The organism is Ensifer sp. Root1252, from assembly GCF_001425885.1.
GTDB classification, from domain to species: domain Bacteria; phylum Pseudomonadota; class Alphaproteobacteria; order Rhizobiales; family Rhizobiaceae; genus Ensifer; species Ensifer canadensis.
Map to the genome: position 1 here is coordinate 97,909 of NZ_LMDT01000059.1, position 20,170 is coordinate 118,078.

18 protein-coding genes are annotated in these 20,170 nt (G+C 62.4%); 4 read left to right on the top strand and 14 right to left on the bottom strand.

The window, feature by feature from the left end; translation table 11 throughout:
- Nucleotides 1–7 precede the first annotated feature (7 nt).
- Complete coding sequence (gene bla / locus ASD02_RS36180; RefSeq protein WP_057213055.1) at nucleotides 8–868, bottom strand: subclass B3 metallo-beta-lactamase; 861 nt, start codon at nucleotides 866–868, stop codon at nucleotides 8–10.
- Nucleotides 869–1,197: 329 nt separating this feature from the next.
- On the opposite strand from bla, the gene ASD02_RS36185 reads away from it, so the two are divergent.
- Complete coding sequence (locus ASD02_RS36185; protein ID WP_057213053.1) at nucleotides 1,198–2,154, top strand: polysaccharide deacetylase family protein; 957 nt, start codon at nucleotides 1,198–1,200, stop codon at nucleotides 2,152–2,154.
- A 94-nt stretch (nucleotides 2,155–2,248) separates the two neighbouring features.
- On the opposite strand, the gene ASD02_RS36190 is transcribed toward ASD02_RS36185, so the two are convergent.
- Nucleotides 2,249–3,166: a LysR family transcriptional regulator gene (locus ASD02_RS36190; RefSeq protein WP_057213051.1), complete on the bottom strand. Its 918-nt coding sequence runs from the start codon at nucleotides 3,164–3,166 to the stop codon at nucleotides 2,249–2,251.
- A 449-nt stretch (nucleotides 3,167–3,615) separates the two neighbouring features.
- Here ASD02_RS36190 and ASD02_RS36195 point away from each other — a divergent pair, with 449 nt between their 5' ends.
- Both ASD02_RS36195 and ASD02_RS36200 read left to right on the top strand, forming a co-directional pair.
- On the top strand, nucleotides 3,616–6,069 hold the full coding sequence (locus tag ASD02_RS36195; RefSeq protein ID WP_057220180.1) for a penicillin-binding protein 1A: 2,454 nt from the start codon (nucleotides 3,616–3,618) through the stop codon (nucleotides 6,067–6,069).
- Nucleotide 6,070: 1 nt separating this feature from the next.
- On the top strand, nucleotides 6,071–7,810 hold the full coding sequence (locus ASD02_RS36200) for a penicillin-binding protein 2 (RefSeq protein WP_057220181.1): 1,740 nt from the start codon (nucleotides 6,071–6,073) through the stop codon (nucleotides 7,808–7,810).
- 83 nt (nucleotides 7,811–7,893) lie between these two features.
- Here ASD02_RS36200 and ASD02_RS36205 read toward each other — a convergent pair whose 3' ends face one another.
- On the bottom strand, nucleotides 7,894–8,496 hold the full coding sequence (locus tag ASD02_RS36205; RefSeq protein WP_025428369.1) for a nitroreductase family protein: 603 nt from the start codon (nucleotides 8,494–8,496) through the stop codon (nucleotides 7,894–7,896).
- Between ASD02_RS36205 and ASD02_RS40690 the strand changes: the two genes are divergently transcribed.
- A complete protein-coding gene (locus ASD02_RS40690) occupies nucleotides 8,489–8,956 on the top strand; it encodes a hypothetical protein (RefSeq protein WP_156407918.1) in 468 nt (155 codons plus the stop codon). The genes ASD02_RS36205 and ASD02_RS40690 overlap by 8 nt on opposite strands.
- On the opposite strand, the gene ASD02_RS36215 is transcribed toward ASD02_RS40690, so the two are convergent.
- The 11 genes from ASD02_RS36215 to ASD02_RS36270 form a co-directional block, all read right to left on the bottom strand.
- On the bottom strand, nucleotides 8,953–9,549 hold the full coding sequence (locus tag ASD02_RS36215) for a DsbA family protein (RefSeq protein WP_057213045.1): 597 nt from the start codon (nucleotides 9,547–9,549) through the stop codon (nucleotides 8,953–8,955). The genes ASD02_RS40690 and ASD02_RS36215 overlap by 4 nt on opposite strands.
- Nucleotides 9,550–9,597: 48 nt before the next feature.
- Entirely contained in the window at nucleotides 9,598–10,659 is a 1,062-nt protein-coding gene (locus tag ASD02_RS36220; protein ID WP_057213042.1) for an LLM class flavin-dependent oxidoreductase, read from the bottom strand.
- 11 nt (nucleotides 10,660–10,670) lie between these two features.
- Nucleotides 10,671–11,609 (bottom strand): ABC transporter substrate-binding protein, encoded by a 939-nt coding sequence (locus tag ASD02_RS36225; RefSeq protein ID WP_057213038.1) that lies wholly within the window; start codon nucleotides 11,607–11,609, stop codon nucleotides 10,671–10,673.
- A gap of 76 nt (nucleotides 11,610–11,685) precedes the next feature.
- Nucleotides 11,686–12,630, bottom strand: a complete 945-nt coding sequence (locus ASD02_RS36230) for an ABC transporter substrate-binding protein (RefSeq protein ID WP_057213034.1) — start codon at nucleotides 12,628–12,630, stop codon at nucleotides 11,686–11,688.
- A gap of 77 nt (nucleotides 12,631–12,707) precedes the next feature.
- The gene (locus ASD02_RS40500; protein WP_082555727.1) at nucleotides 12,708–14,483 is read right to left on the bottom strand and encodes an amino acid ABC transporter permease/ATP-binding protein; all 1,776 of its coding nucleotides are present in this window, start codon (nucleotides 14,481–14,483) and stop codon (nucleotides 12,708–12,710) included.
- Nucleotides 14,484–14,526: 43 nt separating this feature from the next.
- Nucleotides 14,527–15,078: a GNAT family N-acetyltransferase gene (locus tag ASD02_RS36245; RefSeq protein ID WP_057207543.1), complete on the bottom strand. Its 552-nt coding sequence runs from the start codon at nucleotides 15,076–15,078 to the stop codon at nucleotides 14,527–14,529.
- Between the two features lie 25 nt (nucleotides 15,079–15,103).
- Nucleotides 15,104–16,291, bottom strand: a complete 1,188-nt coding sequence (locus ASD02_RS36250; protein ID WP_057213073.1) for a M20 aminoacylase family protein — start codon at nucleotides 16,289–16,291, stop codon at nucleotides 15,104–15,106.
- Nucleotides 16,292–16,310: 19 nt separating this feature from the next.
- Nucleotides 16,311–17,660 carry an LLM class flavin-dependent oxidoreductase gene (locus ASD02_RS36255; protein WP_057213032.1) on the bottom strand — a complete coding sequence of 450 codons (1,350 nt, stop codon included), beginning with the start codon at nucleotides 17,658–17,660 and terminating at the stop codon, nucleotides 16,311–16,313.
- A gap of 23 nt (nucleotides 17,661–17,683) precedes the next feature.
- Nucleotides 17,684–18,679, bottom strand: a complete 996-nt coding sequence (locus ASD02_RS36260; RefSeq protein ID WP_057213029.1) for an LLM class flavin-dependent oxidoreductase — start codon at nucleotides 18,677–18,679, stop codon at nucleotides 17,684–17,686.
- A 377-nt stretch (nucleotides 18,680–19,056) separates the two neighbouring features.
- Nucleotides 19,057–19,584, bottom strand: a complete 528-nt coding sequence (locus ASD02_RS36265) for a DUF992 domain-containing protein (protein WP_057213026.1) — start codon at nucleotides 19,582–19,584, stop codon at nucleotides 19,057–19,059.
- Nucleotides 19,585–19,906: 322 nt separating this feature from the next.
- The gene (locus tag ASD02_RS36270; RefSeq protein ID WP_057213024.1) at nucleotides 19,907–20,119 is read right to left on the bottom strand and encodes a hypothetical protein; all 213 of its coding nucleotides are present in this window, start codon (nucleotides 20,117–20,119) and stop codon (nucleotides 19,907–19,909) included.
- Nucleotides 20,120–20,170 lie beyond the last annotated feature (51 nt).

Here is a 20,170-nt window from a genome sequence, read left to right on the forward strand (position 1 = left end):
CCTTCTCTCATTTTTTCGCCTTCTGCCGTGCAAGCTCTTTCTTGAAGGCGGCACGGGACTTTTCGACGATTTGGCCCAGCAAGGCCGGATCGACGAAGGCATCTTCCTCGCCCGCATCCCGCCGCGCGGCGCGGCCGATAATGTCGGCGATATCGGGATGAGCGGGCAGGACCACATCCGCCGTCATGCCTCCCAGCCGGTCGAAGCTGGTCTCGAAGTCGGCAACGATCCCGGGATAGCGCTTGTTGCCGAAGAGCTTGTTGCCGGCGACGGTGACGCTGCAGGGAAAGACCACCTTGAGCGCACGCCCGGCCTCGCTCACCGACGTTGACCAGGTGGTGCAGCCCGGCGTGTGGCCGGGCGTCAGCGTCGCCTTCATGCTGACGTCTCCGAGCGTCACGACTTCGCCGTCGTCAAGCACATGATCGACCTTCACCGCCGGAAAGGTTCCACGCTTATAGGTGGTCTCACCATCATGCAGGCCGTTTTCCAGTGCCCAGCGATCCGCCGCGATCGCATAGAGCTTGGCGCCGCTGTCACGCTTGATTTGTGCAACGCCAGCGACATGATCGTAATGCGCATGGCTCGTGACGATGATCTTGATGTCGGAGCGTTTGAAACCGAGTGCTGCGATATTGTCCTCGACAAGGGATGCGGTGCTCTTCAACGTGCCGTCGAGCAGAATGGCCTGCGTGCCTGAGGTCATGAGGTAGGCCGCCAGCCCCTTGGTCCCGACGTAATAGATGTTGCCGACGACGCGGAATGGCTTTGTCGGCTGCGACCATTCGGCGTTATCAGCCATTGCCGCACTCGCCAGGCATACCGTGGCGACCACCGTCGCCAGCGCGCGTCGCATCATCTTTCTCATACAAGCCTCCGCATCTCGAATTTGGTTTCCATGAACCTCGGACGCGTCCTGCCTAAGGAGCCGTGGCGGGGTCGGCAAACGACGATAATTTGCGGCAGCCATTAGAATAATTTGCATTTCGATGAACCTGGACAGTCGGGGCCAGCAGCCACAGGCACTTGGCCCGAAAATCCCGACCACGCAATGCTCATGCAACCCTTGCGTACGAGGGTCGATCTCATTTCGATTAGCAGAAGAGGGACGATGATGATGGAAACCAGGCTTCATGGCGCCTGCGGCACGCAGTGTTAGGGCTAGGCGTTCGAAGGGCCCGCGCGATCGGGCGCCTCATGCTGCTTGCCTTCACGCCTTGGCTCGCGCTTGTTTTCTTCCTGGTCGACGCCCATGCCGAAACCAGCGGCACCGCCCGGGAGAAATCCGTCGCCATCACATTCGATGATCTTCCCCACGCCAATGCCGGCACCGACGGAACAGATCAACCTTCGCCTCAAAGCATCCAGGATGCGAATGCCCGCATTCTTGCCGCCCTCAGGGATCACAAGGCGCCGGCTATCGGCTTTGTCGTGGAAAGCAAGGTTCGCGCGATCGGTCCGTTTGCGAAAGATATCCTGAAGGATTGGACCGGCCCGCGGCTGACGCTCGGCAACCATACCTTCTCGCACGCGGACACCAACACGCTCGACATCGCCGGCATCGAGCGCGAGATCGTCGATGGCGAGAAGACGACGAGGCGAACGCTAAAGGCGGCGGGCAAGCAGCTGCGTTTCCTACGGTTTCCCTACAATCACACCGGCGACACAACGGAAAAGCAGAAGGCGATCGCGGCGCTTGCGGCGAAGCTTGACTACACGATCGCCGCCTCGACCATCGATACCTCCGATTACGTCTTCGACCGCGCCTATGAGCGCGCGCTTGCCGAAAACGACACGGAAGCCGCCCACCGCATCAGGACGGCCTATCTGATGCACACCCAACAGCAGATCGCCTATTACGCCGGTCTCAACGAGCAGGTCCTTGGCTACGAGCCGCCGGCAATCATGCTCTTGCATGTCAACCGGCTGAATGCCGACGCGATGAAGGGGATCCTGTCGCTGTTCGAAGAGAGCGGCTACAGTTTCACAACGCTCGAAAAGGCGCAGGCCGACGCCGCCTATCGGCGACCGCTGTCCTACGCGACGAAATTCGGTCCGATGTGGGGTTACCGCTGGGCGAAGGACAGGAACGTGCGCGTTGACGGCAGCCTGGAACGAGAGCCGCCGGAATGGATCGTCAGCTACGGCGAATAGCTCGGCACACCGGTCGCAGGTTGACCTTCAGTATCGAGTTGCTCCCAGCAGATCCCCTTTCGCTGACGGCACTCCCCCGCCAACGCATTGCAGCCTATGCCGAGTTGCTCGCCGCCGGCTCATGCAATCGGGCGGCGCTATCCTCCTTCGCCGCCATCAGCCAATCGTGGAAGGCGGACATCGCCAGTGTCGGCGCGCGGGACCGCAGCCGCGTCAGCCAGTAGCTCCCCATCGAGGTATAGACGTCGAAGGGCTGCCGCACTGTGCCGTTCGACAGCAGTCGGGAAAACATCAAAGGCGGCGCAAGCGCAACACCGATGCCCTGGGCGGCTGCCTCCATCATGGCGAGCGACGAATCGAAGACGACGCCCTTGAGCAGCGGCGCCGGATAGGTGATGCCAGCAGCGGCAAACCAGTTCACCCATTCGTCCGCCCGATAGGACCTGAGCAGCGTCTGGCTCAGAAGATCGGCGGGACGGCGCAGCGTATCGGCAATCTCAGGAACGCACAGCACCGAAAGCGGCGCCTCGAACAGCCGCGTCGCCTCGATGTTGTGCCAGGAACCGCTGCCGAAGCGAATGGCGTAGTCGAGCCCCTCGGCGGCCATGTCGACACGATTGTTGTTCGTCGACAACCGGACATCGATGAAGGGATATTTTTCCTGAAAATCCGCAAGGCGTGGCAGCAGCCAGCCGACGGCAAAGGTGCCGACTGCGCCGATCATCAGCACCTCCCGCAGATGGCCGCCCTCGAACCGTTCGAGCATATCGGCCATGCGATCGAAGGAATCCTGGAGTACCGGCAGCAACGCCTCGCCCTCGGCGGTGATCATCAAACCGCGCGGCAGCCGCTTGAACAGCGTCACGTTGAGACGGCTTTCCAGCAGCTTCACCTGGTGGCTGACCGCCGCCTGCGTCACGCACAGTTCGATCGCCGCGCGGGTAAAACTCAGATGTCGCGCGGACGCCTCAAAGGCCCGCAGCGCATTGAGGGGGAGATATGGCCTGACCATGGATGCCCTAATTCAGCTAATGGGTCCTGCAAATAAACGTGGTTTGCCGCTGCGGTGCAACCTCTTTACGGTGAACTCACGTCGGCACCCTGTTTCGCCAGGACGAGACTGCCAACATATCGAGGATCCGGCCCCTCAGACATACTTCCCCGTGGAGGACCCAACCATGTGTCGTCTCAACTGAACGCCCCATAGGCACGCGCCCAACACGTTTCGCACCGTCAGATCCGCTCCGGCCGCAGCAGCGGACCAAGGCGGCATGTCACAGCCCTTGGTGGTGAAACTGAGGCGACGAACCGGCCGCGACGGGATAGGCGAAACATCGGGCTTCTAGGCCCGATCCGCCGCCCCGCACCGCCTTCACGCCACAAACTGATGCGCGTCAGCCGCTCCCTTGGATCGGATGGCGAAGCCATGTCCTTCGAAATTCGAAAGCCCCGACATCCGCCATGAAGTTCATTGCAAACCTGCTCGCAACCCTGATCAATCTGGCAACGCTTCTCGGCGTCGGGCTGGCATTCTGCGCCGCGGCCCTGACGCGAGACCTGCCGGATCATCGGGCGCTGGCGAACTGGGAGCCGGCGGTCACGACCCGGCTTTACGCCGGCGACGGCGCCATGATTGCGCAATATGCCCGGGAACGCCGTCTGTTCCTGCCGATCGGCGCCATTCCCGCCCGGGTCAAGCAGGCTTTCCTTTCGGCCGAAGACAAGAACTTCTACCTTCATCCGGGCATCGACCTGACGAGTCTTGCCACCGCGCTCTGGTCGAATGTCGCCAACTACGGCTCGGGTCGGCGCATGATTGGCGGATCGACGATCACGCAGCAGATCGCCAAGAATTTTCTCCTGTCCTCCGATCGAACGGTCGAGCGCAAGCTGCGCGAAGCGATCCTTTCGATCCGCATCGACCAAACCTATTCCAAGGACCGGATCCTGGAACTTTATCTCAACGACATCTATCTCGGTCTCGGCGCCTATGGCATCGCGCAGGCAGCGCTTACCTATTTCGACAAGCCGGTCGATCAACTGACGGTGGCCGAAGCGGCCTATCTCGCCGCCTTACCAAAAGCGCCGAACAATTATGACCCGTATCGCCATCCTGACCGAGCCGTCACCCGGCGCGACTGGGTCATAGAGCAGATGCGCCGCAACGGCGTCATCGACAGAGAGGTTGCAGCCGCAGCCACCGCCTCGCCCCTCAGCATCAAGCCGAAACGACTGGAGACATCCGCCGACAAGGCGGACTACTTCACCGAGGAGGTGCGCCGCCAGTTGGGCACCCGCTATGGCGAGGCAGCGCTTTACACTGCCGGGCTCTCGGTTCGCACGACACTCGATCCGCGGCTGCAGCAAGCGGCCATGCGGGCGTTGCGAAAGGGACTGGTTGGCTACGACCAGGCAAAGGGGTACCGGGGGCCGATCACCCGCCTGCCTTCGCTTGAAGGGTGGCAGCAGGCGCTCGCCAAACGTCAGCCGCTCTCGGACGTTCCGGAATGGCAGCTCGCCGTCGTCCTCTCCGCAAGCAACGACAAGGTCGAACTCGGCCTCAGACCGTCAGGACCAGAAACGGCGACGGCGGCCGCAGACACGGCCATGATCGACCGCGATGACACAGCCTGGGCTCTGTGCCGGCTCGCCGAAGGCAAGCGTCGTTGTGCCTCATCCCTCAACGGCGTGTTGCAGCCGGGCGACGTCGTCTATGTCGAAAAGCAGGAGACTGGCTATGTCCTGCGCCAGCCGCCGCAGGTGCAGGGAGCGCTGGTCTCGATGGACCCGAACACTAGTCGGGTGCTCGCGGTCGCCGGCGGCTTTTCCTACGCGCAATCCGAATTCAATCGCGCGACCCAGGCCTACCGCCAGCCCGGCTCGTCGTTCAAGCCGTTCGTCTACGCCGCGGCACTCGATACCGGCTATGCGCCGACCACGCTCGTCATGGACGCGCCGATCGCCATCCCTGATGGCACCGGCAAGACATGGCGGCCGAAAAACTATGATGGGCGCTTCAGCGGTCCTTCGACCCTGCGAACGGGGCTGGAAAACAGCCGCAACCTGATGACCGTGCGCCTTGCTCGCCATCTGGGCATGGACCTTGTCGCCGACTACGGCAAGCGCTTCGGCATTTACGACGAGCTTCGCACCTACCTACCGATGGCGCTGGGCGCCGGCGAAACGACGTTGCTGCGGCTCGTTTCCGCCTATGCCGTCATCGCCAATGGCGGCAAGGCCATAACCCCGTCGATGATCGACCGTATTCAGGATCGATATGGCCGGACGATCTACCGGCAAGACAGCCGCCAGTGCGCGGACTGCAATGCGCTTGCCTGGGAAAACCAGGAAGAGCCTGATCTCGTCGACATCAGGGACTATGTGCTCGACCCGATGACGGCCTATCAGATCACTTCGATGATGCGTGGCGTAGTGGAAAGAGGCACCGCCAGAAATGTCGCCACGCTGGGTGTCCCGATCGCCGGCAAGACCGGAACGACCAACGACGAGAAGGACGTCTGGTTCGTGGGTTTCACCCCCAATATCGTCACCGGCGTCTTCCTCGGCTACGACACGCCGAAGCCGATGGGTTACGGCGAAACCGGTGGCGGTCTCGCCGCACCGATCTTCATCGACTTCATGAAGGTGGCACTTCAGGGAAAACCGGCGGCCGATTTTCATCCGCCGCCCGGCATGTCCTTCCAGACAGTCGACAGAAAGACGGGGCGAGCGGTTGAGCAAGGAACGCCTGGCGCGATCGTCGAAGCCTTCAAACCGGGAACCGGCCCCTGCGACGGCGGCTGCACCGTCATCGACGACAAGGAGATGGCCGAGCTGCCAGCTGGCGGCGCCGACCAGGGCCTAACACCTGAATTGCGGCAGAAGCTGCTCAGCAATACCGGCGGGCTCTACTGATATGGTGCAACGGCTTCAATCGCGCGCGGATCGCCGCAAGCGCATCCTCTTTCTGATCGCCGTGTTTATCGTCGTCTTCCTGACGATGCTCATACGACTGATCCAGCTCGGCACGGCCGAAATCGAGACCACCGGCTATGTGCCGAAGCGCCCCTCGGTCGGTCGCCCTTCGATCCTGGATCGCAACGGCAATCTGCTGGCGATCGATGTGCCGAGCTCCGGCGTCTATGCCGAGCCCCGCTTCCTCGTCGACGTCGACGAGGCGGTGGAGAAACTGACGGCCATCTTCCCCGATCTCGATGCCCGCGAACTGCACCAGCGGCTGAAAAGCAAGGCGCCCTTCGCCTGGATCAAGCGTCAGGTGACACCGGCTGAGGAGCAGGCGCTCTGGGACGCGGGCATTCCGGCCGTCGGCTTCCAGCGGGAAAAGCGGCGTGTCTACCCCAATGGTTCGCTTGCCGCCCACGTGCTCGGCACCGTCGATATCGACAATATCGGCATCGCCGGCATCGAAAAATGGATCGAGAGCCAGGGCCTGGACGTGTTGCGCCAGACCGGCATGGATCTCTCCAACCAAAACCTGCAGCCGGTCACGCTGACACTCGATATCCGCATCCAGCACGCCCTGCAGATCGAGCTTGCCAAGGCGATCGAGAAATTCGGGGCAAAGGCCGGTGCCGGATTGGTGCTCGATATCACCAATGGTGAAGTGCTGGCGCTTGCCTCCGCGCCGGATTTCGACCCCAACACCCCCGCCGATGCGCTGAAGCCTGATCGTATCAACCGCATTGCCGCCGCCACCTTCGAGATGGGCTCCACCTTCAAGGCCCTGACGACGGCCATGGCGCTCGATTCAGGGCAGTTCAACATCCGCTCCGTCATCGATGCCAGCAGGCCGCTGGCCTTCGGCCGGTTCCGCATCCGCGATTATCGCGGGAAATACCGGCCGCTCAGCCTGCCGGAAGCCTTCATCTATTCCTCCAACATCGCGATGGCCAAGATGGCCATCGCGCTCGGCCCTGAGAACTTCCGCGCCTTTCTCTCTCGTTTCGGACAGATGTCGCGACTGACGACCGAGTTGCCGGAGAGCGCGCATCCGCAACTGCCGCGCTCCTGGCGCGAGATCGATACGGCAACCGCATCCTACGGCCACGGCATTGCCGTGACGCCGCTGCAGGCGAGCATTGCGGTTGCGGCCCTCGTCAACGGCGGGCGCCTGATCAGGCCGACATTGATCAAAGGCTCTGATGTCGAAGAGCGGGTGCTGGCCGCCGACCTCATCAAGCCGGAAACCGGCGAGGCCATGCGTTTTCTGCTCCGCCTCAATGCCAGAACCGGATCGGCGCGAAAGGCCGAAGTCAAAGGTTATTTCATCGGCGGCAAGACCGGCACGGCCGAAAAGGTCGTCGCTGGACGCTATGCCAAGGATCTCAATCTCACGTCCTTCATGGGTGTCGTTCCGGCCGACGATCCGCGCTATCTGCTCCTGACCATTCTGGACGAGCCCAAAGGGTTGCCGGAAACCTATGGCTTCCGCACCTCCGGCTGGAATGCCGCCCCGCTCGGCGGTGCTGTGTTCGAGCGCATCCTTCCGATGATGAGCCTGATGCCGTCCTTCGACGTCCGGGACGTGAGCTTTCCGTCGATCGTTGCGCAGCAGGCCTATGGTTCCGAGCTGTTTTCAGGCGCGACCCTGCACGGCGCGTCCGGCCATGACACACCCATTGAAGAGCCACTTTGAGGTAAGACGGCAATTGTGACCTGTCAGCCGAATTGCGGCCGAGGGCGAGACCCGCCCTCGGCAAAGTCATCGGAGCAATGCGTTCAAGACCGCTCGAAACGACCCTCGGACACGATCTCCGTCAGGGGTTTCCGCGGGCTCGGCACTTCGCGCTCCCGCAACCCCTCGGGCAATTGCGCCTTGTCGCCGATCCTGCCGATCGCCACGGCGGCTTCAACGCGGTAATCGGACGGCACGCCAAGCTCGGTCCGCGCCCTGTCGTAGTCGAGGCCGGCCATACCGTGCGCCTGCCAACCGGAATAGGCGGCCTGCAGCGCGAGCGCACCCCATGCGGCCCCCGTGTCAAACGAGTGCGTATAGGAAGGCACTTCCTCGCTGGCGCCAGGAGGCAGCAGCGACGTTTTCGACAGCACGAAGATCAGTGCGGAAGCCTCCTTGGCCCAGCTTTGATTGAATGCGTTGAGAATGCCGAACAGTTTGTCCCAATGCTCGGTGCCTCTGCGGGCATAGATGAAATGCCAGGGCTGGGCGTTATAGGCCGACGGCGCCCAGCGCGCCGCCTCCAGGATGCCGAACAGCTCGGCTTCGGAGATCTCCGCTCCGGCATAGGCGCGCGGCGACCAACGCTCGAGAAAGAGCGGGTTGATCGGGTGGCCGGCGATACGCGAATTGATTTCGATGGTCATGGCTTTCCTGTGTCGTGGCGTTGGTTTCAGCCTTCAGCCGCAATCGAAATCACCAGGTTTCGTACCGTTCGCGCCGACGGTTGAGATTGGAAATCTCGTCCGAAAGCTCTGCGATGCGGTCTCGAAGTTCGTTCGTTGTTCCGTCTTCGAAATCATCGATCCCGAAACAATCCCGCGCTTCGTAAAGCTCAAGCTTGCCTTGCAGGACATCTCGGATCGCGCTCAGGCGTTCATATTGCCGCAGGACACTCATGGCACACCTCATCAAAAGCCATCGTTGTCTAGGAAATGCGCAAACAACGGAAAAGGTTTCATTCGACTGCTCGGCTTCAAGCATCCTGAAAATTATCGAGTTAAACAGTGGATTAAAGGAACCTCGACCCAAAGATCGTACCAGGCTTGGAAAAGTGATCCGACGGCGTGCCGCGAGCGCTCGATCTCCGCGCCCGCCGATGCCTAAGGCCGCTCGCCTTGCAGGTGTTGCTCCAGAAACGGCAGATTGTCCTGGCCCCAATAAATCTCGCCGTCATAGGCGAACGTCGGGAACCCGAAGACGCCGCTCTTGAGAGTATGCTCCCGATCGGACGCCCATTTCTCGACAACGTCTGCGGCACTTTCCCGCGCAAGCAAGGCACTGCCATCGAAGCCTGCGCGCGTTGCTACTGCCTCGCGCACCTCTGACCGGCCGATGTCCTCGGCTCGGACCCAGAAGGCTTCCTGCAAAATCTCCGTCAAGGCGAACCAGTCCTTGCCGTCGAGATAGGTGGCAATCACCATCCGTGACGCAGGCGTGGGATCGGCGAGCGGCGGACGGCCGTCGAGCAGAAGTTCCCTGCCCCGCACATGGCTCCAGCGCTTCAGGTCGCGCGTGCCGTACGCTCGTCGCGCCTGCGGCCGATTGCGCGAGAAGATGCCGCCGTTTTCCTCGACCACCGTGGCCATGTAGGGCGTGATTGCCGCTTCGTGCCGGCGTGCGAGAGCAGCAAAGGCTTCAAGCCCGATGAACGACCAGGGCGAGCCGATCGAGAAGAAGTAGTCGATGCTTTTTGTCACTGTCAGATCTGCCTCATGGGTTTTGGATCTGGGATTGTAGGCAGCGGCCTAAGCCGCCGCCGGGTTCGCTGACAGCGTTCGAGCGGCCTCGCCCTTCGTCGGCGACCAACCAAGCTCCGGTGCGATGCGCGTAAAGACATCATCGAGGATCTGGCGATACTCGTCGTGTTCGAATTCGTAGGGCAGTTCGAGCCTGAGTTCGCGCACATGCGGGAGGATCGGATCGGCCAGCAGCCGTTCGAGGATCTGCTCGGACGTACCGACGAGATCGCGGGCAAACATCGTGCGCCGCTCGCCCTGCGGTGTCAGCGTGCGCTCATGCCGGCTGGCGGCGTAGTCGAGATAGCGGCGCCGGGTGCTGGCATCGGCGCCATCGAGCGGCACGATGACGCGCCCGAGCGCGACGCGTTTCTCTGCGCCCCCAGCCTGCCGATAGGTTTCGAGCTGGCGTGCCTGCGCCTCGAAAAAGTCGTTGGTCTGCTCGCCTGTCGTGACGTTGCCGATCAGGAGATTGAAGCCATTCTCACCGGCCCAGCGGGCGGAGCGCAAGGATCCGCCACCGTACCACAGCCTGTCGACAAGCCCCTTGGCATGGGGTTGCAGCCGCGGGCGCTGCGGGCCGAAAGGCGTCTTTATGACGGTATGCTCGTCGCCGAGAAACGCTCCACGCAGATTGTCGGCGAAGCGAAGAACGCGCTGATGGGAGAAATCGTAGGCGGACCAGTCTCCATCAAAGGCGAGCGGGCCAATCAAATCCACATGTGGCGGGCGGCCCGCACTCAGGCCGACATTCAGGCGACCCCGCGACAGAACGTCAACGGTCGAAAGGTCCTCGGCCAGCCGATAGGGGTTCTCGTAGCCGATCGGGATCACTGCCGTGCCGAGCTGAATGCGATCGGTTCTCTGGGTCGCCGCCGCCAGAAAGGCGGCGGCCGACGAGATGCCGGGCTCCAGGTGGCGCTGCCGCACCCAGGCGCTGGCGAAGCCGAGCCTCTCGCCATACTCGAGCAGGCGCAGCGTCTGCTCCAGCCCCGCCAAGGGATCGTCGCTCGCATAGTTTCCTGGCGTGAGAAAGCCAATGTGACCGATCGAGATCTTATGCTCTGTCATCGTTGCGCGCCTCAGGATTTCGGCAGGCCGGGAGGATTGGTTTCCGATTTCGGCAGCGCTTCTTCCGCCAGATGCCAGCGATCGAGAATTTTGGCATAGGTGCCATTGTCGATGAGGCCGTTGGTGGCGGCGGTCAGGGCATTGGCTAGGCCACTGTTCTTGCGGGTGGTGATCGCCACGTCGGATCGCTCCGGCCAACCGGCGCTCAAGGTGCCAACGCGCTTGATGTTCCGGTCGCGGGCGGCGATGAAGACGAGCTGCGCATGCGGCTGGACGATCACGTCGGCGCGGCCTGCAGCCAATGCGACAAGGCTCGTCGCCTCGTCGTCATAATATTGCAGCTCGAGCGGCTTCAGCCCGACGGAGACGTTCTCGTCGTTCCATTTGAGAAGAATGCGCTCCTGGTTTGTCCCGGCGCCAACGATGATCCTCAGGCCGGCGGCATCCTTCGGTTCCTTGATCGATGTGACTGCGCTGTCGGCCTTGACGAAGAAGCCATGCAATCCCTGACGGTAGCTCGAAAAGTCGAACTTCTCCTTGCGTTGCTCCGTCACGCCGACATTGGAGATCACCGCATCGTATTTGCCCGAGGTCAGGCCGAGCGGCCAATCGATCCAGGCAATCGGCATGAGCTCCAGCGTCAACCCCAGACTATCGGCGACGGCCAAAGCATAGTCCGGATCCGCGCCGATCACGGTCTTTGCGTCGGTCGCATAGGTCGCAAGCGGCGGCCCGCCGGGGCTGACGGCGACGGTGAATTTGCCGGGGGTGACGAATTTGAAGCTTGGCGGTATCGCCGCAATCGCCGCCTCGTTTCGTTCGGCACGGATGCGCCCCGGTTGTTCAGGACTGAAATCGAAACCGTCGGCGGCCAGCGCCGGGGCAAGGTGGAAAAGTGCCGTCGCAAATGCGGTGATGAACGAGGGGCGTAATGCAGCTAGACCAAGCATTTCTGTCGTCTCCGGAAGGGATGTTGAACGAACGGGCCGGCGACAAAAGCAGGCGCCGACCCGCAACAGGCAATGATCAGGAGCCGCTCTTCGGCAGGCCCGGTGGGTTGGTCTGCGACGCGTCCACCGCCTCGTCGGTCAGGCTCCAGCGCTTCAGCACTTCGCCGTATTTGCCGTTCTTGATCAGGTCGTTGATGGCAAGGGTGATCGCGTCGGCAAGGCCACCACCCTTGCGGGTCGTCACTGCGATCTCGGCCGTCAGCGGCCAGCCGCCGCTGGCGATGCCGACGACCTTGGTGTCGTTGCGGATCGAGGCGGCATAGGCGCGCGTCGCATTGGGATTGAATTCGACATCGGCGCGGCCGGACTGCAACGCCAGATCGCCAGCCGCACGGTCGTCATAATATTGCACCTCGATCGGCTTCAGCCCGGCGGCGACATTCTGCCTGTCCCATTCCAGGATGATCTTTTCCTGGTTGGTGCCGGCGCCGGTGATTACCTTCAGGCCCGCCACATCCTTCGGCTCCTTGATCGAATTGATCGGGCTATCGGACTTGACGAAGAAGCCGAGCACGTCGCGCCTATAGGTAGAGAAATCGAACTTCTCCTTGCGCTCTTCGGTCACGGTCACGTTGCTGATCACCGCATCATATTTGCCCGAGGCGACGCCGAGCGGCCAATCAGCCCAGGCGACCGCGACGAGATCCAGCTCGAGACCGAGAGAATCGGCCACCAGCGAGGCGAGATCGGGATCGGCGCCGACGACCGTTTTGGAGTCCGATGCATAGGTCGCGATCGGCGGATCCCACGGATTGACGGCAACGGTGAACTTGCCGGGATTTACGAACTTGAAGTCGGGCGCGATCGCCTTGATGGCCGCTTCGTTCCGCTCGGCCCGCACCCGGTTGGACGTATCCGGGCTGAGATCGAACTTCTCCTGCGCCTGAACCGAAGCCGTACCGAGCGTCGCTGCGGCGACCACTCCTGCCAAAAGCAGTTTTGCTCTATCGAAAAATGCCATGTACTTAAACTCCATTTCATCTTTGGGTTGCAGATTGTGTCGGCACGATCCAGCGTGCCCATGCACGCCTGGAATTTTCAGAGAACCTTGGCGAGGAATTCGCGGGTGCGCGGATGTTCCGCGGTGGTGAAGATGCGGGACGGCGGCCCGGCCTCCAGGATGCGTCCCGCCTCGATGAAGACGACGGTGTCGGCAACCTCGCGGGCAAACCCGATCTCGTGCGTGACGATCACAAGCGTCGTGCCGGTGCGGGCCAGTTCCTTGATGACATCAAGCACTTCGCCGACCAGTTCCGGATCGAGTGCCGAGGTCGGTTCGTCGAACAGGAAAACCTTCGGCTTAAGGGCCAGAGCCCGTGCGATCGCCACGCGCTGCTGCTGGCCGCCCGAGAGCTGCCGGGGATAGGCGTTGATCTTGTCGCTGAGGCCGACCCGCGCCAGCAGTTCCTGCGCCAACCGAACAGCGTCGTCGCGCTTGAGGCCGCGCACCTGCAACGGTGCCTCGATGAGGTTTTCCAGCACCGTCAGATGCGGGAAGAGATTGAAATTCTGGAACACCATGCCGATGTCGGCGCGGCGCTTCAAAATATCCTTCTCCTTCAGTTCATAGAGCGTGTTGCCCTTCTGGCTGTAGCCGACGAGATCGCCGTCGATCGAGATGAAGCCGTCATCGACCCGCTCCAGATGATTGATGGCGCGCAGCAAAGTCGACTTACCCGAACCCGATGGCCCGAGGATCGCCGTGACGCTGCCGGCAGGCAAGCTCAGCTCGACGTCATCTAGCACTTTCAGCGGACCGAAACTCTTCGAGATGCCATGGATGCGGACGGCACCGCCGGCGCGGAATGCAGTCGCGTCATGAAAACCGGTCTTGCGGGCGATGGCACCACTGCTCGCAACCTCGGCCAGCGGACGCCGAAACCGCGAGAAGAAGGCCTGGAACGGCAGCGGCACCGGATTGCGAACGGCCCCCTTGGAGAAATGGCGTTCGATATAGTGCTGGGCGATCGACAGCCCGGTCATGATCACCAGGTACCAGACGGTGGCCACCATCAGGAGCGGAATGACTTCGAGATTGCGGCGATAGATGACCTGAACGGTGTAGAAGAGCTCCGGCAGCGCCAGCACGTAGACCATTGATGTGCTCTTTGCGAGCCCGATGATCTCGTTGAAGCCGGTCGGCAGGATCGAGCGCATCGCCTGTGGCAGCACGATACGGAATGCCTGGCGATGACGGGGAAGACCGAGTGCAGCCGCGGCCTCGTGTTGCCCGTGATCGACGGAGAGAATGCCGCCACGCACGATCTCGGCAAAGAAGGCCGACTGATTGAGCGTCAGACCGAGAAAGGCTGCTGCAAACGGCGTCAGCAGCTGGGTCGTCGGGTAGTTGAAGAGCGTCGTGTCGGTGAAAGGAATCCCAACCGAGATCGTCTCGTAGAGATAGCCGAGATTGTTGAGCACGAGCAGCAGCACGATCAGCGGAATGGAGCGCAGCAGCCAGATGTAACCGAAGGACAGGCCACCGAGCAGCGGCGACTTCGACACCCGGGCGAGCGCCAGAGCCGTTCCAAGTAGCGAGCCTGAAACGGTCGCAAGTGCCGTCAGGAGCAGCGTCCGCCCAAGGCCCGCAAGCACCGGTTCTGCAAAGAACCATTCGGCAAAGACCGGCCAGCCCCAGCGAGGATTGGTCAGCACCGAATAAAGCACGCCGGTTATGACGAGCGCAGCAAACAGGGTGCCGAGCGCCCTGCCAGGATGGCGGGCCGGCACGATGCGATAATGCGCGTAGCCCGGATTGGGTTCGCTTGCTCGCCCGGTTCCGGCAACGCCGGCATAATCGGTCAAAATGGCCATGATGCATCCTCTCTGGATGGTTGGCGCCCGTTGGACGCCGGCGTTACGGGTGGCTCACTGCCTGCGGATGCGATGGGCGCGGCTCTCCGAGAAGCGCGAGCGACGCGACGAGATGGGTGATGTCCTTCTCGAACGGCAGCGTCTTGTAGACCTCCGGATCGGCAGCGACGTCGAACAGCGCCGTGTAGCCATTGACGAGATAGAGACCCACTGCCTCCGGCTGCCGGAAGCCGGTGGTCAGATAAATGCGGGAATAGCCTTGCCTTGCTGCTTGCGCTTCGAGTTCGAGCAGAACCCTGCGCGCCAATCCCTGGCGGCGCAGGTCGGAGCGCGTCCAGATGCGTTTGAACTCCGCGGTGCGGTCGTCGTAGTGCTTGAACGCACCGCCGCCGATCGTCTCGCCGTTGCGGATCAGCAGCACGAAATTGCCATGCGGCGGCGCGAAGGCATCAGGTGGATAGCGGTTGAGTTCTGCCGCAGCACCCTCGTCGCTGAAGTAGTTGCCGTAACGGCTGTCATATTCGATGATCAGTTCGTCGATCAGCGGCTTGGCACGCGGGTCGAGGGGGGTGGTGTAGAGAAACGTATCGCTCATGGTTTCGCCAATCCCGTTGTCGTCATCATGCGAGGAAGGTTTCGACCAGCCGCACCCAATAGCGGGCGGCAGGCGCGATGATTGCGTCGTTGAAGTCGTAGTTGGCGCTATGGAGCGACGCGCTGTCGCCATTGCCGACGAAGAGATAGCTGCCGGCCTTCTCCTCCAGCATGAAGGCGAAGTCTTCGCTTGCCGTGCGCGGCTTGAAGTTGCTCACGATCTGGCCGGGGCCGAAGGCTTCTAGTGCGACACTGCGGGCAAGCTCCGTCTCGGCGCGGTGATTGATCAGAGCCGGGAAGCCGCGGCGATAATCCACCTCCGCGGTGGCGTCGAAGCTTTCGGCCTGAGCGCACGCCAGTGCAGGTACCCGCTCGCCGAGCAGTGCGCGGGTCGCCTCGTTGAAGGCCCGCATGGTCAGCTTCAGCGCCACGCTTTCAGGAATGACGTTGGATGCCGAACCGCCATGGATCGAGCCGACGGTAACCACCGCCATCTCCTGCGGGTCGACATTGCGCGAAACCACGCTCTGCAGGGCGGTGATCAGCGACGCGGTCGCTAGCACCGGATCGACGGTCAGCTGCGGTTCCGCCCCATGGCCACCCTTGCCGACGATCGTGATGTTGCACTGGTCGACCGAAGCCATGGCGGCACCGGCAACGAAGCCGAATTGCCCTGTTGGAACGCCCGGCCAGTTGTGCAGGCCGAAGACGGCGTCGACGGGAAACCGTTCGAACAGCCCTTCGGACAGCATCTTGCGCGCGCCGGCGCCGATCTCTTCGGCCGGCTGGAAGATCAGCCGCACGGTGCCGTCGAAGCGGCCTGCTTCCGCCAGATAGCGTCCGGCGGCAAGCAGGATTGCCGTGTGGCCATCGTGCCCGCAGGCATGCATGACGCCGCGATGGACGCTGGCATGGGCAAGACCCGTTGCCTCCTCGATCGGCAAGGCGTCCATGTCGGCACGGATGCCGATGCTGCGTTGGCCTTCACCCCGGCTCAAGGTGGCGACGACACCGGTTCCGCCAATTCCCGTTGCCACCTCGTAGCCCCAGGAAGAGAGCCGACTGACGACGATTTCGCTGGTGCGGTGTTCGTGAAACGCAAGTTCCGGATGGCGGTGGAGATCGTGGCGTAGCGCGACGATCTCATCGAGATAGGCGCCGATGCCTCGCTCGACCGCGTCCCCCGCCTGTGTGTCCTTGACGATCATGTTCATCGGCGGCTCCGTCGACGCCTCAAGCGCCGACGGCCCTTCCCTGCTCGATCTCTTCCGCCGCCGCCGCATAGCGGCTCTCCCTGTAGGGCAGCCCCAGATGATCACGCAGCGTCTCGCCCTTCAGATGCGGGTCGAAATAGCCGCGCTCTTCAAGAATCGGCAGCACGTGGGCGGCGAAATCCTGCAGGCCTTCGGCAATGACCGGGAAGCCGAGGATGAAACCGTCTGCAGCGTCGCCATCGACCCAACGGATGATCTCGTCGGCGATGTGGTCTGCGGTGCCGATGAAGGCGGTCCGCGGCGTCGCAACATCAAGCGCGATCTCGCGAAGAGTCTGGCCGGTCTCGCGCGCCGTCTTCTTGATGCGGTCGGTCGTCGCGCGAAAGCTGTTCTTGCCGATATCGCCGATGTCGGGGAACGGTTCGTCCAGGGGATAGGCACTGAAATCATGGTGATCGAAGAACCGGCCGAGATAGAGGAGCGCCTCCTCGACCGTGACCAGCGCGCGGATTGCCTGATACTTGGTCTCCGCCGCCGCGGCCGTCGAGCCGACGATCGGCGCGATGCCGGGGAAGAGGCCGATATCGGCCGCCCTTCGGCCTTGAGCAATCGCACTCTGCTTGATCTGCTTGTAGAAGGCTTGAGCATCGTCGATCGGGCCGCCATTGGTGAAGACGGCATCGGCATGTTTGCCGGCAAGACGGATACCTGAATCGGAAGCCCCTGCCTGGAAGATCACCGGCTGTCCCTGGCGCGACCGGCTGATGTTGAGCGGCCCTTCGATGCGGAAGAAACGGCCTTTGTGGTTCAGACGGCGCATCTTGGCCTTGTCGACATAGACGCCAGCCTGACGGTCACGGACAAAGGCATCGTCGTCCCAGGAGTCCCAGAGGCCCTTGGTCGCATCCAGATACTCGTCGGCGATCTCGTAGCGCAGCTCATGTTCCGGATGCTCGCGCCCATAGTTGCGGCCGGAGCCCTCCAACGGCGAGGTCACCGCGTTCCATCCGGCCCGCCCGCCGCTGATCAGGTCGAGCGAAGCGAACTGGCGGGCGATGGTGAAGGGGTCGCTGTAGGAGGTCGAAACGGTACCGACGAGCCCGATCTTCGAGGTCGATGCGGCAAGCGCAGACAGAATGGTCAGCGGCTCGAAGCGGTTGAGAAAATGCGGGATCGACTGTTCGTTGATATAGAGGCCGTCGGCGACGAAGGCGAAAGCGATACCGGCGGCTTCCGCCTTGCGCGCCGTGTCGACGAAGAATCCGAAGTTGACGCTAGCGTCGGCGGGACCGCTCGGATGCTTCCAGGCATTCATGTGGCCGCCGGGGCCCTGCAGCATGATACCGAAGGTGACATTTTTCTGGGGCATGGACGAGATCCTTGTGCGGATGTTCAGGCGACGAGCGAAAGCCGCTCTCTGGCGATGAGTTCGATCGATGCGAAGCGTTCGGCCGCAGGAAGGGCTGGCGTGTCGATCACGAATTCCTTGACGCCGTAGCGGCGGTGAAGCGCATCAAGCTCCTGGCGGACCTGCCGCGGCGTTCCGTGCAGCACGCTCGGGCTCTTTTCCTCGACGCGGTAGTCGCTGACGCCCGCCTGGCGCGCGAATTCGGCCGCCTGTTCCTCACTGCCGACATTGACGCTTTGGCCGTTGCCGAGGAAAACCTTGAATATACGAAGGCCGGCGACGCGCTCGCGGGCGCGCTCCTCGCTTTCCGCTGCCAGCGCCGCGACTGCCAAAATCGGCCGACCACCGCCCGTTGCGCGCTCGTAAGCCGCAACCGTTCGCTCGATGTTGTCCGGATCACCATTGAGATGCGCGGCAAACACCAGTTGCCAGCCTTTTGCAGCGGCAAGTTCCGCACTCTCGACACTGGCCCCAAGCAGGAACCTTTCAGGCGCATGGACGGGCAAGGGCGTTGCCAGCAACGCTCCGTCTTCGGATTTTCCGGGCGCAAGATAGTGGTTGAGATCGCTCAGCTGTTCGGCAAAACCCGGCTTGCGCTCGGGATCGATGCCGATCTGTAGCGCCCGTGTTGAGAGAGGAAAGCCACCCGGCGCCTTGCCGACACCGAGATCGACCCGTCCGGGGGCAAGTGATGCCAGGAGGTTGAACGTTTCGGCGACCTTGTAGGCGCTGTAATGCTGCAGCATGACGCCGCCGGAGCCGATGCGGATCTTGGATGTGCGCGCCAGGAGATAGGCAATCAGCGTTTCGGGCGCCGAGCTTGCCAGCCCTGTCATGTTGTGATGCTCGGCCAGCCAGAAGCGGTGATAGCCCCACTCTTCCGCTTTCGCCGCCAGCCTGGCGGTTACCTGCAGCGCGTCAGTTGCGGTGGTTCCCGGATCGATCGGGCTCTTGTCGAGAAGACTGAGAAGATAGGACATGCCAAGTGTTCCAGATTGTCTCGGCGCCCTTGCTGGTCGCCTTTAATCTATAAAACACATAGACAATATGCATTATAAGAAATGCATTTCTATTTCGGGGCGGGATGAGAGAAAAACCCGCCCAAAGCTTGCAGCCTGGAATCTCGCTGAAGACAGGGTGCGCCACATGTGGTCGGCGCTGGAAGCCAGCCGTTCGACCGGAAGTGCAGGAGATGGGCTGCAGTCAGCCTTGCGGGAATAACGCCGAGGCGTGGTCCGGCGACAGGATTGCTCGACGCCAGCTTCGACTGAGGCAGCGCGGCGACCCTGAGGTGTGGAGGCGGCGAAAAAGGATGGAGAAGCACCGGCGCGCAGCAGAGCCGCGCGCCGCTCGCAGATCAGTTCACCGAAGTGAGCGTCATCGACGTGCCGGTCGCGGCAACGTTGAGGCCGAGTTGACCCGTCACACTGACCGTCTGCAGGTGAATGGCACCGGCCGTACCGCCGATGAGAATGTTGGCCCCGACGCCTGCACCGAGCGTCGCTTCGGCGGTCGCACCCTGGTAGATGCCGCTCAACGCGCCCTTGTGATAGCCGGCGGTCGGCGCGAACACCGCCCAGATCAGCCGGCTGCGGGTGGTGAAGCCGACATCGACGCCGAGCTTGCGGATCGCACCGGCATAGTGGTCGGAAGCCTCCGCGCCGACGGTCGGACGGAAGACGCATTGGACTTCCTTGGCCGAACCCAGGACATAGCCGGCACCGCCGGCAATGTTGCAGTCGAGGTAACCGATCTTGACGCCACCGCGCGCGTCCGGCTCCCGGTAGGTCTCCTTGTAGGTCGGCAGGTCGGCGGCATTGACAGCCCACGCACCGGCAGACGCCAGGGTTGCAGCAGCAAGCGCCATCGCAAGACTCTTTTTCATAGTTCGCTCCTTTTCGGGTCGTTATTGATCAACAGCACTCGGTCTTTTTGGAAAACGAATCGAGCGACAGAGACGTCACCGTTGAACGCCGATCGGACATTTCGAAGGCACCGCTCCGGGCGCGAGCACCCGGATGCAAGTTTGCGGCGGACTGTTGCTGATGGAGAACACCAATCGCCTGCGGACACCTGCCGAAGGGCAGTTGCGCCAATATGGACATAGGATGGCGATAGCGTCGGACCAGTGTGGCTCGAAAGCCGCATAGCGAGACAGATCTGCAGAAGGTGCCGCCACCGGGAGCGTCGCTTCAACCGCCCATCCGTCAGCCTGCCTTGCGGTCAAGCCCCGTCAGCCACCCAACCGTCATCAGAACGAGGATTGCCGCAAGGGCAAGCACACCGACGGCATACATCACGAGGAATTCGAGGATGCGCGGCACGAATAGCAGCGCCTGTCTCGGGCGCGATTGAGCACCACGCCAAGCGGGCAGCTCATCCCGATTGAAAGCCTCCAGCCGACGAACAAGAAAACGCATGTCCACCTCTTCCGGCCGACGGCAAGCCAAGGTGGCGCGCCGGCAATTCCC

Coding starts and splice junctions, on each gene's coding strand:
- bla (WP_057213055.1), bottom strand. CDS start 868: ATGAGAAAGATGATGCGACGCGCGCTGGCGACGGTGGTCGCCACGGTA.
- ASD02_RS36185 (WP_057213053.1), top strand. CDS start 1,198: ATGCTGCTTGCCTTCACGCCTTGGCTCGCGCTTGTTTTCTTCCTGGTC.
- ASD02_RS36190 (WP_057213051.1), bottom strand. CDS start 3,166: ATGGTCAGGCCATATCTCCCCCTCAATGCGCTGCGGGCCTTTGAGGCG.
- ASD02_RS36195 (WP_057220180.1), top strand. CDS start 3,616: ATGAAGTTCATTGCAAACCTGCTCGCAACCCTGATCAATCTGGCAACG.
- ASD02_RS36200 (WP_057220181.1), top strand. CDS start 6,071: ATGGTGCAACGGCTTCAATCGCGCGCGGATCGCCGCAAGCGCATCCTC.
- ASD02_RS40690 (WP_156407918.1), top strand. CDS start 8,489: ATGGTCATGGCTTTCCTGTGTCGTGGCGTTGGTTTCAGCCTTCAGCCG.
- ASD02_RS36205 (WP_025428369.1), bottom strand. CDS start 8,496: ATGACCATCGAAATCAATTCGCGTATCGCCGGCCACCCGATCAACCCG.
- ASD02_RS36220 (WP_057213042.1), bottom strand. CDS start 10,659: ATGACAGAGCATAAGATCTCGATCGGTCACATTGGCTTTCTCACGCCA.
- ASD02_RS36225 (WP_057213038.1), bottom strand. CDS start 11,609: ATGCTTGGTCTAGCTGCATTACGCCCCTCGTTCATCACCGCATTTGCG.
- ASD02_RS36230 (WP_057213034.1), bottom strand. CDS start 12,630: ATGGCATTTTTCGATAGAGCAAAACTGCTTTTGGCAGGAGTGGTCGCC.
- ASD02_RS40500 (WP_082555727.1), bottom strand. CDS start 14,483: ATGGCCATTTTGACCGATTATGCCGGCGTTGCCGGAACCGGGCGAGCA.
- ASD02_RS36245 (WP_057207543.1), bottom strand. CDS start 15,078: ATGAGCGATACGTTTCTCTACACCACCCCCCTCGACCCGCGTGCCAAG.
- ASD02_RS36250 (WP_057213073.1), bottom strand. CDS start 16,291: ATGAACATGATCGTCAAGGACACACAGGCGGGGGACGCGGTCGAGCGA.
- ASD02_RS36255 (WP_057213032.1), bottom strand. CDS start 17,660: ATGCCCCAGAAAAATGTCACCTTCGGTATCATGCTGCAGGGCCCCGGC.
- ASD02_RS36260 (WP_057213029.1), bottom strand. CDS start 18,679: ATGTCCTATCTTCTCAGTCTTCTCGACAAGAGCCCGATCGATCCGGGA.
- ASD02_RS36265 (WP_057213026.1), bottom strand. CDS start 19,584: ATGAAAAAGAGTCTTGCGATGGCGCTTGCTGCTGCAACCCTGGCGTCT.
- ASD02_RS36270 (WP_057213024.1), bottom strand. CDS start 20,119: ATGCGTTTTCTTGTTCGTCGGCTGGAGGCTTTCAATCGGGATGAGCTG.